The organism is Desulfovibrio inopinatus DSM 10711 (assembly GCF_000429305.1).
Taxonomy (GTDB): Bacteria; Desulfobacterota; Desulfovibrionia; order Desulfovibrionales; family Desulfovibrionaceae; genus Alteridesulfovibrio; species Alteridesulfovibrio inopinatus.
Genome location: NZ_AUBP01000032.1, coordinates 59,811 through 77,267 on the forward strand (window position 1 = coordinate 59,811; position 17,457 = coordinate 77,267).

The following is a 17,457-nucleotide window of genomic DNA, read 5'->3' on the forward strand; positions in this document are numbered from 1 at the left end:
ATTTCAGGGTATATATCTGGCTTATCGCACTCAAGCGTACCTCACACTGTCTTATCGTCTCTCACTCTAAATAATTCTCAATTTGACAGAAGGCATTTCCTCGCATAGTGTTCTATAATGAAAGAACGCTGATACATGTGGTGAAAAATCATCAATTGTATGAGCGATATCAGGCAGTTTTTTTCTGCAGAGAAGGACTACCTTACATGATGTCTTGTTCTTTACACAATCACATTCTTTTGCTGCCGTACATTTTTTTTTCGCGTTCTCCCGGAGTTGCGTTATTTATGTAACACTTAGAGCGGCCAAAAGATTTCCCACTACAACTTCTATCAAACCTCACATCGTCCGGGCGATGTACGAAGATCATATGAGTAAAATCGAAGTCCAGAATCTTTACAAGGTGTTCGGGCGCAATCCCGAGCGGGCTATCCCTATGCTCGAGCAGGGAAAGGCAAAAGATGAAATACTCAAGAAAACGAAACTGAGTGTTGGGGTCAATAATGTTTCCTTCTCTGTTAATGAGGGGGAAATTCTTGTTATTATGGGCCTTTCCGGGAGCGGTAAATCAACGCTGATTCGTTGTGTCAATCGACTTATAGAACCTACTGACGGTGTCATCAACATTGACGGCGTTGACGTCATGGGGCTCTCGCATGATGATTTGCTTGCCTTTCGACGCAAAAAGTTCGGGATGGTCTTTCAGAATTTCGCGCTGTTCCCCCATCGGACCGTTTTGGAAAATGTCGAGTTCGGTCTGGAGATCCAGGGAAAAGATGCTGCCTTCATGCGCAAAAAAGCCACGGAATCGCTCAATCTTGTCGGATTGGAAGGTTGGGGTGATTATTACCCCAAAAATCTGTCCGGCGGCATGCAGCAGCGCGTCGGCTTGGCACGTGCTTTGGCGGTCGATCCCGATATCTTGATTATGGACGAAGCGTTCAGCGCTTTGGACCCACTTATTCGTCAGGATATGCAGGATGAGCTTATCGCCCTGCAGGATCGCGTCCAGAAAACCATTTTATTTATCACCCACGATCTCGATGAAGCCCTGAAGCTTGGTGATCGCATTATATTGTTAAAAGATGGTAAACTTGTTCAGGAAGGCACCGCCGAAGATATCCTCACCAATCCTGCCACGCCGTATGTCGAGAAATTTGTCGAGAATGTGGATATGTCGAAAGTCTTGACGGCCAAGTCTGTCATGAACCCTCCACGTGTCGTTGCCTATCGGACAGATGGACCACGAGTTGCTCTGCATAAAATGCGTGAAGCCGGCATTTCCAGCCTGTTTGTGTTAGGGAAAGGCCACATTCTGCGTGGTATGGTGACGGCCGAAGATGCAGCCGATGCCATCAAAAACGGCGCAAAAGATCTCGAATCCATTTTGAACACCGATATTAAAACCGTTGAGCTCGATACCCCGGTCCTTGATTTCATGCAGGAATTGGCCGCGTTGCCGATCCCGATTGCCGTGGTCAAGGAAGACGGCAAATTGGCTGGCGTTATTGTGCGTGGCTCGCTTTTGGCGGGTTTGACGGAAAAGGGACAGGCGGAAACCAATGACTGATTACAGAATTCCTATCGCGGAAACCGTTCGCGGCACCATTGATTTTCTTTCGGATAATTTCGCACCGCTGACGAAAGCGGTGTCGAGTGTCATGGAAACGCTCATCGAATTTCTCGTCGAGGGTTTGCTTCAAGTTCATCCGCTCATCATCATTGTAGTTGTAGCACTGATTGCATGGCGGGTGGCGAGCCGGGGGGTGGCACTCTTCACGTTTTTTGGCTTGCTTCTTATTTGGAACCAAAACCTTTGGGAACCGACTGTCGAGACATTGGCGTTGGTCGTTTTTGCTACAGCTATTGCCGTACTTATCGGTCTGCCTCTTGGCATTCTCTCGGCGATCTACAAAGGCGTTTATCGAGTTGTGTTTCCCATTCTTGATTTTATGCAAACCATGCCGGCGTTTGTCTATCTTATACCGGCGATTCCTTTTTTTGGTCTTGGTCCAGTTTCGGCGATATTTTCCACGGTTATTTTTGCCATGCCGCCAGCAATCCGGCTCACGTGCTTGGGCATCAAGCAGGTGCCTGAATCCTTAACTGAAGCCGCTGATGCGTTCGGTGCGACCAAAAGCCAAAAGCTTTTGAAGGTTCAATTGCCGCTTGCGGGGCCGACAATAATGGCCGGTGTCAACCAAACTATTATGTTGTCACTGTCCATGGTCGTTATCGCCGCAATGATCGGTGCCGGAGGCTTGGGGTCTGAAGTCTGGAAGGCCATTCAACGCTTTCAACCTGGCCAAGGGTTTGCCGCTGGCTTGGGTGTTGTTATCTTGGCCATTATTCTTGACCGTATTACGCAGCAGGTTGGAGCAAAGAATTATTAACCTTCGCATTCTACGGCAACTTTCACCCCGGAAGACATGGTGTGGCGGGTGGGGAAAAAATGTTTCCGCATTCCGTTTGAACGGTGTATGACCGGACATATCCACGCATCTCCGCCGACGAGGCGGGGATGCGTTGGTGTCATAGATACGCGCACATGGCGCAGGGTCTTATCGTAATTGTATATTTCACATGAGACCAACCACGAAGACGAAAACTCGAACAAGGAGACATCACATGAAAAAATTACTTTTTGCCTTCATTGCAGCTTGCTTGATTTTGCCCAGCTTGGCAGGACAGGCTTTGGCAGACGACAAAAAGATCGAGTTTGCCTATGTTGAATGGGATAGCTCTGTGGCGACCATCAATGTAATGAAAGCCATTCTTGAAGATGAACTGGGCTATAAAATGAAATTGACGTCGGTTGCAGCGGCAGCGATGTGGCAGGCGACGGCCTCCGGAGATGTCGACGGTTTCGCTTGCGCTTGGTTGCCCGCCACACATGCTGACTACTACAAAGCCTTTGGGAAAAAAGTCGTCGATCTTGGAGCGAGCCTCAATGGCGCGAAAATCGGTTGGGTTGTTCCGACCTACGTGACCATCGATTCTATTGAACAAGTTAATGCCAATGCCGACAAGTTCGACGGCAAGGTTATTGGTATCGATCCCGGCGCTGGCCTGATGCGTGCTTCGGAAGAGGCCATGAAAGAATACGATCTGAAAGACATGAAATTGCTCGAAGGATCGGACGCCACGATGACAGCTGCCCTGGGCGATGCCGTCAAAAACAATAAATGGATCATTGTTACCGGCTGGACTCCTCACTGGATGTTCGCCACATGGGATCTGAAATATCTCAAGGACCCCAAGAGTGTTTTTGGTGGAGAAGAATCCGTCCACACCATAGTGCGCGAAGGGTTTGAAAAAGACCATCCCGAAGCAGCTGCGTTCCTGAAAAATTTCCATTGGACAGCCAAAGAAGAAGCCCAAGTCATGGTTGCCAACCGCAAACAAGGCTCGGATTTATTAGAAAACGCGAGAGCATGGCTCAAAGAACATCCTGAACGTGTGCAGGAATGGCTCAAAGGCGTGAAAAAATAGTTTTTCCTGACTTACTTCGCATTATGCCCCCTGCAAAGCCGTGTCGCTTTGCAGGGGGTTTTTCGTGCGGCAGTCATCGCGTGTTGCCGAGGAAAACAGTTTGTCGCCTGATGTGAAGATCGAAGGAGCTTACGGTGTACTCACGAAGAGAGGAGACACCATTGTTCGTTGATCTCAACTGGTTTGTTGGGTGGGCGGAAAGAGCATATCTCAGTATCCCATTCTTCAAGGGGTTGGAGACTATTGGGGGGACTATTATATGAAATGCCGGGTGATTTCGTTTTAAGTGATTTAATTTCATTACTATTTAATAATCAAAACGAGAGCGTGAGACTAAATCGAATAAGGAGACCACTCATGCCGCAAAAGAATGTGCTATCCGAGTGAAGTTCTCTGAGCACAGGAGACTTTGGGATATTCCGGGGTTATTATTTCGATATGTGCACTGTAGAGGAGTCTGTTGTTCTTTCTCTGTGCAGGAGCGGACATGATGTCGACGAAGTTTGACAAAATCTACAAAAATGTATGTTTTTGTCTACCCCGGTGTACACTCTCTGACAAGATAACAGTGAAACGTAAATCTTAACATTTTAAAATACAAAGATAAATCTGAATGGCATAAACCTTGTAATAGAAGAAAAACAGACATACGGCGTTGTCCTTTTTGTACAATAAAAAAGAATCCGCCGAAGCAAAAGGAATGTCATGGAACCCATCATTTTCGACGAACGCAAGGATCAGATATACCGCAAGGGCGGCAACGAACCATTTGAATTAGCCTGCAACCGAGATTCCTTGGCCGGAGCAGTTAGCCAACGAGCCTGTGTTTTTTGTGGATCACGCGTCGTGCTGTACCCCATCGCCGACGCTTTGCATCTTGTGCATGGTCCCATCGGATGTGCGGCATACACATGGGACATTCGTGGCTCTGTATCCTCGGGCCCGGAACTGCATCGACTCAGTTTTTCGACCGATCTGCGCGAACGTGATGTAATTTACGGTGGCGAGCCCAAGCTTGAAGAAGCCCTTCGCGAGCTTATCAAGCGACACTCTCCGAAAGCCGCGTTTGTGTATTCTACCTGTATCGTCGGTATTATTGGCGACGATATGGAAGCGGTGTGTCGCAAAATGACCGAAGAAACCGGAATTCCGGTTATCCCGGTCATGTCGGAAGGTTTCAAAGGGAACAAACGCGCCGGATATATGGCTGCATGCCAAGCGTTGGACCGTCTTGTCGGTACGGGAGACACCACGGGAATTTCCCCGATTTCAATAAATATTTTGGGTGACTTCAACCTGGCCGGGGAAATTTGGATTTTGCGTTCCTATTTTGAACGCATGGGCGTGGAAGTTGTTGCCAATGTCACAGGTGACGGTCGAGTTGCTGATATCGCTCGCAGTCACGGGGCCGCACTCAATCTTGTGCAGTGTTCTGGTGCCACCCAGGAACTCGCCAAGATGATGGAGGAGCAATACGGCATTCCCTACAAACATATTTCGTATCTTGGCATCGAAGACACGGCCGAATCGCTGTATGAAGTTGCACGTTTCTTCCAGGATAAAGATCCCGGCATCATGGAGCGTACGCAAAACCTCGTCCGTGAAGAATTGGCGGCCATTTTCCCGGAAATTAAGGAAATGCGTAAAGACCTTGAGGGCAAGAATGCAGCCATTTATGTGGGCGGAGCCTTCAAAGCATTCTCACTTATTAAAGCCTTCCGTCACCTCGGCATGAAGGTTGTGCTTGTCGGCTCTCAGACCGGTACGGAAGAAGACTATCGCGAACTCGAAGCGATTACAGATGAAGGAACCATCATTGTTGACGATTCTAACCCTCTGGAATTGTCGGCCTTCATAAAAGAAAAAGATGTCGACATCTTTGTTGGCGGCGTGAAGGAACGTCCTATTGCCTACAAGCTCGGTGTTGGTTTTTGTGACCACAACCATGAGCGGAAAGAAGCCCTGGAAGGCTTTGTCGGCATGCTGAATTTTGCTCGCGAGGTGCACCGTACGGTCACGAGCCCAGTGTGGAACTTTATGCCCCGCAAACGCAAATCCAACCTCGCTCAGACCGTTAAAACGGCCGTGGGAGAATCGTCATGAACAAAAGTGCACTCAAATCCATGAAGAAGACGAAGGAAGCGTTTGTTTCCACGACCAACGCCTGTAAAATGTGTACCCCCCTTGGTGCTACTGTGGCGTTCCGCGGCATCGAAGGATCTGTTCCATATCTGCACGGTTCTCAGGGGTGCGCCACGTATATGCGGCGATATATCATCAGTCATTTTCGTGAGCCCATGGATATTGCTTCGTCATCCTTGAGCGAAAAGCACGCCGTGTTTGGTGGTGGCCCCAATTTGAAAAAGGGCCTGCTCAACGTCATGCAAAAATATGGTGCCGGCCTTATCGGGGTTGCAACTACCTGTTTGACCGAAACTATCGGTGACGACGTCTCGATGATCCTGCATGAGTTTCGGAAGGAATTCGGCGAAGATTTTGACTTGCCGGAAATCGTTCATGTTTCTACCCCGAGCTATCAGGGAACGCATATGGAAGGATTCCATGCAGCGATTCGGGCGACGGCGGAACAATTGGCAACGGCCGATACACCCACCAAAGCGGTAAACGTTTTTCCCGGCTTTGTGTCGGCGGCCGATATTCGGTATCTGAAAACGCTGTTCAAAGATTTCGATCTTCCCGCCTCCATTTTACCTGACTATTCCGAGACGCTTGATGGTCCGGCCTTGGAAGATTACGAGAAAGTGGCTTCCGGAGGACTTCCTGTAGCAGCAATCAAAGCCATGGGAGCTTCGCCAGCATCGATTGAATTCGGGCGCGGTTTGTTCGGCAAAGACACCGCGGCATCGCATCTTGAGTCGAAGTTTTCCGTTCCCGCGCATCGCATCGGTATGCCGATCGGCCTTCGTGAATCCGACGCCTTGTTCTCGGTGTTGGAAGAATTGTCGGGAAAACCGACTCCTCGTGAACATGCCATGGAGCGTGGACGTCTCCTTGACGCGTTTGTTGATGGACATAAGTACATTTCCGGCTTGCGCGCAGTCGTTTACGGTGAAGAGGACTTCATGATTGGCATGACCTCGTTTCTCGCCGAAATCGGCATTCGCCCCGTGCTTGTTGGTGGTGGTGGCGAATCCGGACGACTGACTGAGCATATTCATGCGGTCTGTGAAGGTCTTATGCCTGAAATGCCGCAGGTCTATGAAGGTGTCGATTTCTATGAAATCGAACAGCTTGCCGAAAGCCTGGCTCCTGATTTGCTTGTTGGCAATTCTAAAGGCTATAAATTGGCACGCAAACTTGATATTCCGTTGGTGCGCACCGGTTTCCCCATCCATGATCGCTTTGGAGGACAACGTATTCTCCATCTCGGGTATCGCGGAGCGCAGTCCTTGTTTGATACCATTGTCAACGTTGTGCTTGAAAAGAAACAATCCGATTCCGAAGTCGGATACTGGTACTTGTAAACTCATCAGCGCAATTATGCGCCGTGCGGTACGATACATCTCATCGAAAGAGTCTGACTCTTTCCAATGACGTGAAGAGAACTTCAATTTGGTCGCCACAGGCCCTTGTCTTCCCCCCGCGTGAAAATGGTTTGAGGAAGGGGGGGGAGGAAGGGAGGCCTTTTCAAAAAAGGAGCATCACAATGGATTTGACTCGGCATCCATGTTTCAACCCCAAGGCCAAGGGAGAATGCGCCCGGATTCATTTGCCTGTGGCTCCGAAGTGCAATGTTCTGTGTAATTTTTGCAATCGAAAATATGATTGTGTCAATGAGTCGCGTCCTGGTGTGACGTCGGCTGTGCTGTCTCCTGCCCAGGCTGAAGAATATTTGGCCAAAGTCATGGAGCGGGTTCCCAATATCACGGTGGTCGGCATTGCCGGTCCTGGCGATCCGTTTGCCAACCCGAAGGAAACCCTGGAGACCATGCGACGCATTCGCAAACGTTGGCCCGAAATGCTGTTGTGCTTGTCTTCGAATGGTTTGGAGATTGGCGACTATATAGAAGAAATTGCTCGCATCGGGGTTTCTCATGTGACCATCACGGTTAATGCCGTGGATCCAAAAATTGCATCCAAGGTGTATTCCTGGGCCCGAGTCGGTAAAGTAATTCATCGTGGTGACGCGATTGGCGAAGTGATTGTCAAAGCACAAACCGACGCGATTAAACGACTCAAAGAACTCGGTGTGACGGTGAAGGTCAATTCGATTTTTATTCCGGGCGTGAATGATCACCATATGGAAGAAATCGCTCAAACCATGAAAAGTTACGGTGTCGATCTGTTTAACTGCATGGGACTCATCCCCAACCCTGACACCAAGTTCGAAAAGGTGCCGGCGCCATCCAAGGCTGATATCTGCATCATTCGCGACACATGCGAAACCTATTTGCCGCAGATGCGTCATTGCCAACGTTGTCGGGCTGATGCCGTTGGATTGTTGGAAAAAGATCAGTCGATGGAACTGAGCGGTCTGCTTGGCGAGTGCAGCCAGATGATTGTTCCCGCCGATGCAACGCGGCCCAACATAGCTGTGGCGAGTATGGAAGGCATGCTGGTCAATCAACACCTCGGCGAAGCCTCACGGTTTCTGATCTATGGTCAGGATGCTGATAAAGTTGTCTTACTGGAAGAACGTGATGCGCCCAAACCGGGCGGCGGAGGCCAACGCTGGTATACTTTGGCCGATACTTTGAAAGATTGCCGAGCAATTCTTGTCAGCGGTATCGGGGAAACTCCCCGAGCTGTTTTGGAGGAAGAAGGCCTGACAGTTGTCGAGATGGACGGTTTGATTGAACAAGGATTGGAAGCAGTCTACGGTTCTGGTGATATCTCTCAATTAGCCAAACGCCGCCGTGGTGTTTCCGGTGGTTGCTGCAAAGGCGGCGGCGGTGTTGGCTGTGGCTGATTCGAACACGCCTCCCATTCTTCTCAGCAATGTGAAGATATAATAATACGCGTTGATCCCCCCACAAAAAAAGCGGCCCGAAGGCCGCTTTTTTTGTGCTGTAATGATTTCCCTTGTCTACCGGAGCGCTTCACGCAGGCTCTGGAGTGCTGCCTCGATGCCGGCCGCAAATAATGTTTTCGTTCGCCACAAGAAAAAATCTTCATATGATGTAAACAGCACAACAGCATTCGGTGTTCCTGTTTGGACAGCGGTATCGAGTGTTGTGCATTGTATGGTATTCGAAGGGTTAATATCTTGATAACAAACAGTTGAGACATTGAAACGTTGGGCTGCTTCTGTATCGATACAGAGCCAGATTTCCGGATTTTGTCCGGCTTCCGTATACCCCATTGCCTTACCGACCTGCACGTTGCCGACAAAAACAGGCATCGGTGTTTTCAGCGGATCACCGCCCACGAGCGTGGCATCGATTTGTGTTGTTGAAAATGGATCACACATTTTCAACACCTGATACCATTCCGTTTGTCGAACCACATAGAAGCCAAGGACTATGACCACGATAATGGTCAGGATAATTAAAATCGCATTCAGACTGCTCAACGACGAGTGTTCCTTTTCCATAATCGTCCCTTTGGGCTTGAATAGCTTTGAGATTTGCAACCCGTTGCCCGACACCAATAATGACGTCGGTCCCACAGCAGAGATACAATACATTTCCGCAGCTTGGTATTCAAGATGAAGGCATCAACTTGTGCGTGTTTGGACCATGCCTTGATCTTTTCATCGAAATCGCCAAAATATCCTTTTTCCCGATGGAAGGCCGACGTGCAACTCTACACATGCAACATGGAGCACTCTCCTATGGATATATGCAGACCAAGTGAATTCATGACATCCTTTCTCGTCATGGATATTTTGGAAAAAGCCTCGATTTTGGAACGACAAGGGAAGCATGTTGTGCATCTTGAGATCGGTGAACCCGACTTTGATACGCCGGAATGTGTCAAGGAAGCGGCTTGCCGAGCTATTCATGATGGCAAAACACATTATACGCATAGCCAAGGACTGCTGGAGTTGCGTGAAACTATTTGCGCTCAACACTATGAACAATTTGGGGCCGACATTTCTCCGGACCAAGTGTTTGTCACCAGCGGAACGTCACCGGCCATGCTCATGGTTTTTTCACTGCTTGCCGAGGAGAATCAAAAAATTGTCCTGACAGATCCGCATTATGCCTGCTATCCCAACTTTATTCGTTATTGCGGACTTGCCCCTGAATTTATTCCAGGACGGGAAGAAGAAGGATTCCAGCTCAAGCCCGAACGCGTCAAGAAACGTCTTGATGGAACCGTCGCCGGTATCCTGGTCAATTCTCCGTCTAACCCGGTGGGGTCGGTCATGCCCGGGGATGATCTCGAAGCCCTGTGCGATCTTGGCTTGCCGATCGTTTCCGATGAAATTTACCATGGTCTTAGTTATGTCGAGAAAGCAGCTTCGGCCTGCCAGTATACAAAAAATGCGTTTATCCTGAATGGCTTCTCCAAATTGTACGCGATGACGGGTTGGCGTTTGGGCTATGTCATCGTGCCTCCTAAGTATTTGAAACTCATTCAGAAGTTTCAACAGAATTTCTTTATATGTGCCGGTTCAGTCGCGCAGTGGGCCGGCCTGGCGGCCTTGACCGAAGCACAAGACGATGTGGCTAAAATGGTCGCCGAGTATGATGCCCGACGAAAATACCTGCTCGAACGTCTCGCCAGCATAGGACTGGTTCCGGCTTTGGAGCCGACCGGTGCTTTCTATGTGCTCGTCAATGCCCGACATATTGATGGGGATTCGCTTCGTTTGGCCGGTGATATTCTTGAGAACGCCCTTGTCGGGGTGACACCCGGTATTGATTTCGGGCAAACTGCCGAAGGCTATATCCGGTTCTCGTACGCCAACTCCAAAGAGAACATCAACGAGGGAATTCGTCGTTTTGGCGAATATTTGAAGAAGCGAGGGGGCTAGCCCGAAATTCAAAGGAGAGGGGGAACGGTGAAAAAGCAACGTTCCTCCTTGCCGCTCTTCCCATCATCTTCGAACACTTTTTCCTTTACGATGCGTGCCATGCCATTTTTTCGTATTGGTTCAGCGTATGTCTTTTCTTGGCATTTTCTCACAATATGTTGATTGCGCGTCTTCCATATCCCTCTTGCCGGAGATGTTCGGCTGTGTGACAATCACAACCTCGTGAAGGTGATCATCGTCGGAATTTTGCAGGTGTGATCATGAAAGCATATTTTCGTTTGGTGTGTATTGCATGTATGCTCTGTATTTTTTTTCCTGTTCAAGCATCGTCGGAACAAGGAAAAGTACAGCGTAAGCACGTTCTGTTTCTGAATTCCTATCAGAATGGGTATGCATGGTCTGACACCATACTTGAGGCAGCTCGAGCCGAGTTTGCGAAAAGTCCGGTGAGTGTGGAATTACAGGTCGAGTACCTTGATGCGAAGAAATATCCTGAAGAGAATGTTCATGAGCTGTTGTCCGATCTTTACGCCATCAAGTATAAAAATGTTCATTTCGATGTTATCATTTGTTCCGACAACCCTGCATTTAATTTTCTCCTCTCGCGAAAAAACACGCTTTTTCCCGGGGTGCCGGTGGTTTTTTGCGGTATCAATGACTTTCGGGATTCATTGATCGCAAACCGTACGGACTATACCGGCATTGTGGAAGCCGCGGACTTTAAAACGAATATCGCACTTGCCAAATTACTTTTCCCCAAACGCAACAAGATGATTATTATTGGCAATCGCTCGACGACATCGTTGGCGATTGAAAAGGATGTTCGCCAAGCGGCAAGCACATTTACCAATGCATTTCAGTTCGAATTTCATAATGATTTGAACTACCAAGCTATTTTGTCTCGTATTAAAGAAGTCGATGATAAAACCACCCTTATGTTGCTTCCGTTTTATATTGACGCTGACGGGGATTTTTATTCACCTCAGGAACTCCTTGATGCGATATCGAAAGTATCGGATGCGCCCATTTTCAGTGCGTGGCGTTTCATGTTGGGACACGGGATTATTGGAGGACGGTTGATCGGCGGAGAGACCCAGGCTGAAATCGCCGCACGTATGACGCTTGATATTTTAGCCGGTGCTAAACCGTCCGATTTGCCGGTCGTCAAAGAGACCGAACTTCACGACGTGTTTGATTATCTCTTGGTCAAACGCTTCAACATCCCTGAAGACCTCCTGCCCGAAGGCTCAACGTTCATTAATGAGCCCAAACCGTTCTATGAGCTGCAAAAGCAAGTTTTCTGGACCATCATAGCCAGTCTGGTCATTATGAGCGTGGTCCTGTTTTTTCTGGCAAATAATATCCTCAAACGACGCCGCGTCGAGGCGGCTATTAAAGACCAGCTTTCGTTTTTAAGTTTGCTCATGGATACCATTCCTATGCCCATCTATTTCAAGAATCCAAATGGGCAGTATGAGAATTCAAATTCCAGCTTTGAAAACTGGTTTGGGCCGTCACATACAGGGGAGATTGAGTCGGGGTCGGATCAAATTGATTTAGAGTTGCTGCGCAACCCGGGAGTGCGAATCTACGAAGAAGAATTGTCCGACCGGTATGGTCGACGTCATAATGTCATCGTGCATAAGGCCACCTATCGCAATACGGCCGGAGGTATTGCGGGGGTCGTGGGGGTCTTGTACGATTTCACCGATCGCAAGAAGGCTGAGGAAAAATATCGTTCGTTGTTTGAGAACTCGGCGTTAGGTATCTTTCGAATCGATCCTTCCGGCCGTTATCTTGACGCGAATCCGGCCATGGCCGTTATGATGGGGTGTTCATCGGCGGAGTCATTTATTCAATCCGGTCTTGATGTGCTCAATAATGTCGCACCGGAACTTCACTATCGCGAAATCGATGACTTGGGAGTTACCTGTCCAATCGGTTCCGCCGGTTCTCACGAATTCGAAGGCGTGGTCAAACGGGTGGATGGAGACGATGTCACTTTACATCTCTATGTACGGTCCGTTTCGGGTGAAGGCGGCAAAACAAGTCACTTCGAAGTGTTTTGCGAGGATATCACCATGCGTCGGCGCGCCGAACTTGAGTTGGAACGCTCGCAAACCATGTTGCGCACGGTTATCGATAACATTCCGCAACTGGTGTACTGGAAGGATCGGAACTTACGCTTTCTTGGGGCTAATAAAGCCTTTGCGCTGCAATTTGGGTTGAGCGATGTATCCTCTATGATTGGTATGACGATAGCGGATATTGATCTTTCTCCCGAAGATGCACAACACAGTGAAGCCGTTGACCGTGATGTGCTTAAAACAGGACTGCCGCGCTATCGTCAGTTATGGGAATTCGAGCGGGAGGGACAACCACCCTTTACTTTGGAAGTCAGTAAAGTTCCCTTGATGGATTCGTCGCGTCGGGTCGTTGGGGTGCTCTCCACGGCGGAAGATATCACCAAGCGGCTGAGTCTGGAAAAACAACTCGTGCAATCACAAAAAATGGAAGCCATCGGTACATTTGTCAGTGGTATTGCACATGATTTCAACAACATTCTGACAACTATTATTAATTCCAGCGAACTTGCGCTTCTGGATTTGCCTGAAGATACCGATATGGCCGCCGATATCCGGCGTGCGCTCACCGCTGCCGAACAAGGCAGCCGGCTTGTCAGCCGTATTCATACCTATGCGAGGCCGTCGCGAGAAGGCTTCAAGCCTATGGTGCTCACCGAGGTTGTGCGGGAAGCCTTGAGTCTTGTGCGATCAAGTCTGCCCGGCAATATTCGTTTATCGGAAACGGTTGATTCGGACCTCTGTCCGTGTTTGGCCGACCGGGCTCAGATTCACCAGATTATCATGAATTTGTGCTCCAACGCCTTTCAGGCAATGCGCGATGCCGGTGGACTGCTTGCGGTCTCATTGGGGCAGGAAACATTGTCTCCTGATGATGCCGACTTGTTGAATATGGAATCGGGTGATTATGTCGTTCTGACGGTGCGTGATACCGGTCCGGGGATTCCGGAGTCCATTCGTGACAAGATTTTCGACCCGTTCTTCACGACAAAAGACAAAGGGGAAGGGACCGGATTGGGATTGTCCATGGTGCAGGGAATCATCAAAGCGCATGCCGGAACCGTCATCGTGACAAGTCAACCCGGAGCCGGTGCCATGTTCGAAGTGCACCTCCCCTGTCTTCGCGACAATGTGACGCAGGAAATGGATATGGGTGGAGATGCACCGGCCGAGGGGGATGAGCGTATCCTTTTTGTGGAAGACAATCCCGATCAACTTCGGGCAATCCCGTCCTACCTCGCACGGTTGGGCTATCACGTGACGGCCTGTAATGGTGCAGATCAAAGTTTGGATGCGATTTCTCGCGCTCATGAAGCCTTTGATGTCGTGGTCACCGACTACGACATGCCCGAGGTCAGTGGGTTGGAATTGTCTCGAACGCTGTCCCAAATTTTGCCCGATACTCCGGTTATCATGGTTTCCGGTCGAAAGAGCGTTGTCGAGGCAGCCAAATCATTGGTAAACGTCAAGCAGATTGTCCTCAAACCGTATAGCGCCCGCACGCTGGCCGAAACCATTCGGCGTGTGCTGGAGCAGGATAGCAACTGATTATGGCCAATATTCTTATCATCGATGACGATCCGGCATTGTGTGAAACCATGGAGCGAGTGGTTGCCAGGGCTGGACATACCGGCCATTCCGCCGGAACGTTGAAACAGGGTGTATCACGCGTTGCCAATGAAGTATTTGATGTCGTTTTTTTAGACGTTCGTTTGCCTGATGGAAACGGCCTCGATGCGTTGCCGGACATCATCCAGTCGGGAGATTCGCCGGAAGTGATTATTCTGACAGGCAAAGGAGATCCTGAAGGCGCGGAAATGGCGATTGAGGGCGGGGTTGTCGATTATCTCGTCAAACCATCGTCTATTCAAAATACGTTGGGGGTACTGGAACGAGCCCTGAAATATCGGCAGGAAAAACAGGAAGCTAGTCGACCGGCATTACTCAACCTTGGTGGGGTGGTCGGTGTCAGTCCACGCATGCGGGCATGTTTTGAACTGCTCGGACGAGCTTCGTCGTCCAATTCCAACGTGTTGATTACGGGAGAAACCGGCACAGGCAAAGAACTCATAGCGCGTACCATTCATGCCAATCATCGTCGTTCTAACGAGCCGTTTGTTGTTGTTGATTGTGCTGCTTTGACAGAAACTCTCGTGGAGAGTTCCCTGTTTGGACATAAGAAGGGCTCGTTTACCGGCGCAGACCGTGACTATCTCGGTTTGGTTCGCATGGCTGACAAAGGGACGCTCTTTCTCGATGAAGTTGGAGAAATGTCGCTCACTATCCAAAAAGTCTTCTTGCGTGTGCTGCAGGAGCGGCGGTTTCGTCCGGTGGGAGACTTGCGCGAGGTGACGAGTGATTTCAGGCTTATTGCTGCGACGAATCGTGACCTTGGCGTCATGGTGGAAGATGGCCGATTTCGGCGCGACCTGTATTTTCGTCTTAAGACTATTGCCTTGGAGCTTCCACCATTGCGTGAACGTGGTGGAGATATCAAAATATTATCGATGTATCGGCTCAATGCATTGTGCGAAGAATACGGTCTCCCGGCAAAAGGATTTGACCCGGCGTTTTTCGATATGTTGATGGCATACAATTGGTCGGGGAATGTCCGCGAACTCTTCAGTGTACTTGAAACCGCGTTTATCGCTGCTGGTGATGCCAAAGCCTTACATCCCATGCATTTGCCGCGTGATGTGCGTATTGCGGTCACGAAAGCATCACTTGGGACTCGTGTCGATGCTTCATCGTCAGGGAAAGATGATGAACCGGAGGCTTCGGTTGTTGCTCCAACGTCTCCGAATTCTTCGACTGAGCCTGCCTCCTCGGAAGAAGAGCCCGAAAGCACAGCAACACCAACCTCGGCACGGTGTATTTGCGCTGTGGATGCCGTAAATAGACATGTTGCATTGAAACCTTTTAAAGAAGAAATGGAGCGTGATTATTTACGCGCACTCCTTTCAAGTACGAACGGGGATGTGGACTGCATGGTCGACATTGCCGACGTCTCGAAATCGCATCTCTATGCGTTGCTTAAAAAAAACGATTTATCCATGAAAGGACCATGGTAAACGACAGTCCTTACGCCATCCTTCCCGGGAGGAACGGAGATGACAATGCAAACGACATGTTGCATTCGGATGATGAATCGTCTTTGTATTTTGGTGCTGATGACGCTCTTCGCAATGGCGACGGCGGCTATGGCAGCTCCACCGGATGATGAAGCCACTCGACAACTGACGAATCAATACTTGTCACGCATCGAATCTGGTCTTGTCACCGAGCTGGACCAACGTCAGACCGGCATTGCCGACTGGGCCCGTACACAAGCCATCGATCTGAGTATGTGGGGACCGTTCTCCAGTATATCATCCTGGACGCTTGAACTTCTCGGAGAGAGCTCACTCGCTCGCACCTGCCTGTTTTTTGCCATGCCTGTTGTGCGATACATGAGTGCCCCCTTTCTTTTCCCCGTTGAGACGGATGGAACGTCGGAAGAACGAAACCGAGACATCGACCGCATTTTCCGCCATATTGCTATGATGGAGCAGAATGGGATGACTGCTACGCTGGACAATGTCGGTGACGCCTCCCTCTCCCAAGCCGACGCAAAATCCTATAAAGGCTATTATCTTGCCTTGATACGTCGTTTTGCCACCTCCGACTTGCCTGCGCTTTTTTTGTCGCTCAAGCTGTCTGCCCTGACCTATGACTTGGACACAGCGTTGCTTGACAATGCTGCAGGCATGACCAAGCGTGAGCAGATCAAAAGCGCTTTGGTCGAATTGCTTCAGGCTGCTGCCGACGTCCCGAATCGACGCGTACTTATACGTGTCGATATGGAAGAATATGTCTATAAGAACCTGACATTGGATCTTGTGCGGCAGGTCATTGACGAACATCGCGATCTCGTTCGTGACGTGAGTGGTAATGTGCGTCTCGGAGTTGTTATTCAAGCTTATCTCCATGATGCACCGGCCGATGTGGAGGAGCTTATTCAGTTCGCCAAGGATCGGCGTATTCGCTTGCCGCTAAGATTGGTTAAAGGGGCCTACGAGAAGTACGAAAAGGCGTTGGCTGCAAAGGAACATCGACCGAGTCCGGTTTTTGATACAAAAGCCGAGACGGACGCGTGTTACGAGGCGCTCACCGCTGTGTTGCTTGATCATCTTGATGCGATTGATCCGGCGTTTGCCACCCACAATGTCCGCACCATGGCCCATGTTATGGCCTTAGCGGATCAGTGGAAACTTTCTGACTCCGACTGTGCCTTTCAGATGCTTTATGGCATGGGCGACCCAATCAAAAAAGTCGTTGTCGCCATGGGCTACCCCATGCGTGTCTATATTCCGGCAGGCTCTTTTGCCCGTGGACTCAAATACGCTGGTCGACGCTTTCATGAATTGGCCAATAGCGACAATGCCTTGGCCAGGACTATGCGCGCCGATTTTTCGGCGGTGGAAGAAAAGGGCAAAGACTCCGAAGAAACGCAATAGAGCGTTTGGACATCACAAAAGATTCTTTTTTATCCTCTTACGCCGAGAAGACTCCTTCCTTCAGGTAGGGGTAGGGGATGAAAGGCGCTCTTCTCGCCTTGAGGCGGGTGTGCGTTGCTGTTCTATGTACTGCCTAATTACGGAAAGAGGAGTGCCCCCACAAGAAGCGGCAAAATAACTTGGGCTCCAAAGCACCCCCTTCCAATACCTCTTTCTTAAGTCCTCAAATTTGTTACGCATGAGACGAGAAGACGCACCTTTCAAACTGTTCACGAGTTTAGACAGAGACACTTTCGGCGGATAATTCACGAGTAAATGCACATAGCCGTCTTCTCCGTCCATCTCAACCAGAGTGGCTTCAAAATCTTGGCATATTTTGCCAAAAATTTCTTTAAGCGCGTCCAGATGTTGTTTTGTGAATACTTTTCTTCTGTATTTTGTG

General features: G+C 49.4%; 12 protein-coding genes. 10 read left to right on the top strand and 2 right to left on the bottom strand.

Features of this window, described 5'->3' with window-relative positions; genetic code table 11:
- The first annotated feature begins 370 nt into the window (after positions 1-370).
- The 6 genes from G451_RS0118655 to G451_RS0118685 all read left to right on the top strand — a co-directional run bounded on the left by G451_RS0118655 (position 371) and on the right by G451_RS0118685 (position 8,422).
- On the top strand, positions 371-1,570 hold the full coding sequence (locus G451_RS0118655; protein WP_027185446.1) for a quaternary amine ABC transporter ATP-binding protein: 1,200 nt from the start codon (positions 371-373) through the stop codon (positions 1,568-1,570).
- Positions 1,563-2,393, top strand: coding sequence for an ABC transporter permease (locus G451_RS0118660; protein ID WP_027185447.1), 831 nt, complete (start codon positions 1,563-1,565; stop codon positions 2,391-2,393). Before G451_RS0118655 ends, G451_RS0118660 begins: the two co-directional genes overlap by 8 nt.
- A 235-nt stretch (positions 2,394-2,628) precedes the next feature.
- Entirely contained in the window at positions 2,629-3,492 is an 864-nt protein-coding gene (locus G451_RS0118665) for a glycine betaine ABC transporter substrate-binding protein (RefSeq protein ID WP_027185448.1), read from the top strand.
- A 705-nt stretch (positions 3,493-4,197) separates the two neighbouring features.
- Positions 4,198-5,595, top strand: a complete 1,398-nt coding sequence (nifE, locus tag G451_RS0118675) for a nitrogenase iron-molybdenum cofactor biosynthesis protein NifE (protein ID WP_027185449.1) — start codon at positions 4,198-4,200, stop codon at positions 5,593-5,595.
- The gene (locus G451_RS0118680) at positions 5,592-6,977 is read left to right on the top strand and encodes a nitrogenase component 1 (RefSeq protein WP_084448656.1); all 1,386 of its coding nucleotides are present in this window, start codon (positions 5,592-5,594) and stop codon (positions 6,975-6,977) included. Before nifE ends, G451_RS0118680 begins: the two co-directional genes overlap by 4 nt.
- A gap of 182 nt (positions 6,978-7,159) precedes the next feature.
- Positions 7,160-8,422, top strand: coding sequence for a radical SAM protein (locus G451_RS0118685; RefSeq protein ID WP_027185451.1), 1,263 nt, complete (start codon positions 7,160-7,162; stop codon positions 8,420-8,422).
- 117 nt (positions 8,423-8,539) lie between these two features.
- On the opposite strand, the gene G451_RS0118690 is transcribed toward G451_RS0118685, so the two are convergent.
- Positions 8,540-9,046, bottom strand: coding sequence for a hypothetical protein (locus G451_RS0118690; RefSeq protein WP_027185452.1), 507 nt, complete (start codon positions 9,044-9,046; stop codon positions 8,540-8,542).
- 240 nt (positions 9,047-9,286) lie between these two features.
- Here G451_RS0118690 and G451_RS0118695 point away from each other — a divergent pair, with 240 nt between their 5' ends.
- From G451_RS0118695 to G451_RS0118710, 4 genes are all read left to right on the top strand, one after another.
- The gene (locus G451_RS0118695; RefSeq protein WP_034642839.1) at positions 9,287-10,435 is read left to right on the top strand and encodes a pyridoxal phosphate-dependent aminotransferase; all 1,149 of its coding nucleotides are present in this window, start codon (positions 9,287-9,289) and stop codon (positions 10,433-10,435) included.
- A 260-nt stretch (positions 10,436-10,695) separates the two neighbouring features.
- Positions 10,696-14,067, top strand: coding sequence for a hybrid sensor histidine kinase/response regulator (locus tag G451_RS0118700; RefSeq protein WP_034642841.1), 3,372 nt, complete (start codon positions 10,696-10,698; stop codon positions 14,065-14,067).
- Between the two features lie 2 nt (positions 14,068-14,069).
- Positions 14,070-15,590 carry a sigma-54-dependent transcriptional regulator gene (locus G451_RS0118705; RefSeq protein WP_027185455.1) on the top strand — a complete coding sequence of 507 codons (1,521 nt, stop codon included), beginning with the start codon at positions 14,070-14,072 and terminating at the stop codon, positions 15,588-15,590.
- Between the two features lie 45 nt (positions 15,591-15,635).
- The gene (locus tag G451_RS0118710; RefSeq protein WP_027185456.1) at positions 15,636-17,015 is read left to right on the top strand and encodes a proline dehydrogenase family protein; all 1,380 of its coding nucleotides are present in this window, start codon (positions 15,636-15,638) and stop codon (positions 17,013-17,015) included.
- 60 nt (positions 17,016-17,075) lie between these two features.
- Here the strand turns inward: G451_RS0118710 and tnpA are convergent.
- Positions 17,076-17,457, bottom strand: a 382-nt coding sequence (gene tnpA / locus G451_RS33775) for an IS200/IS605 family transposase (protein ID WP_084448658.1), incomplete at its 5' end; no start/stop codon positions are given.

Excerpts from the sequence above, each read along its gene's own strand:
- G451_RS0118695 (WP_034642839.1), top strand. The coding sequence starts at position 9,287 with ATGGATATATGCAGACCAAGTGAATTCATGACATCCTTTCTCGTCATG.
- G451_RS0118705 (WP_027185455.1), top strand. The coding sequence starts at position 14,070 with ATGGCCAATATTCTTATCATCGATGACGATCCGGCATTGTGTGAAACC.
- G451_RS0118660 (WP_027185447.1), top strand. The coding sequence starts at position 1,563 with ATGACTGATTACAGAATTCCTATCGCGGAAACCGTTCGCGGCACCATT.
- G451_RS0118690 (WP_027185452.1), bottom strand. The coding sequence starts at position 9,046 with ATGGAAAAGGAACACTCGTCGTTGAGCAGTCTGAATGCGATTTTAATT.
- G451_RS0118665 (WP_027185448.1), top strand. The coding sequence starts at position 2,629 with ATGAAAAAATTACTTTTTGCCTTCATTGCAGCTTGCTTGATTTTGCCC.
- G451_RS0118710 (WP_027185456.1), top strand. The coding sequence starts at position 15,636 with ATGCAAACGACATGTTGCATTCGGATGATGAATCGTCTTTGTATTTTG.
- G451_RS0118680 (WP_084448656.1), top strand. The coding sequence starts at position 5,592 with ATGAACAAAAGTGCACTCAAATCCATGAAGAAGACGAAGGAAGCGTTT.
- G451_RS0118700 (WP_034642841.1), top strand. The coding sequence starts at position 10,696 with ATGAAAGCATATTTTCGTTTGGTGTGTATTGCATGTATGCTCTGTATT.
- G451_RS0118655 (WP_027185446.1), top strand. The coding sequence starts at position 371 with ATGAGTAAAATCGAAGTCCAGAATCTTTACAAGGTGTTCGGGCGCAAT.
- G451_RS0118685 (WP_027185451.1), top strand. The coding sequence starts at position 7,160 with ATGGATTTGACTCGGCATCCATGTTTCAACCCCAAGGCCAAGGGAGAA.
- nifE (WP_027185449.1), top strand. The coding sequence starts at position 4,198 with ATGGAACCCATCATTTTCGACGAACGCAAGGATCAGATATACCGCAAG.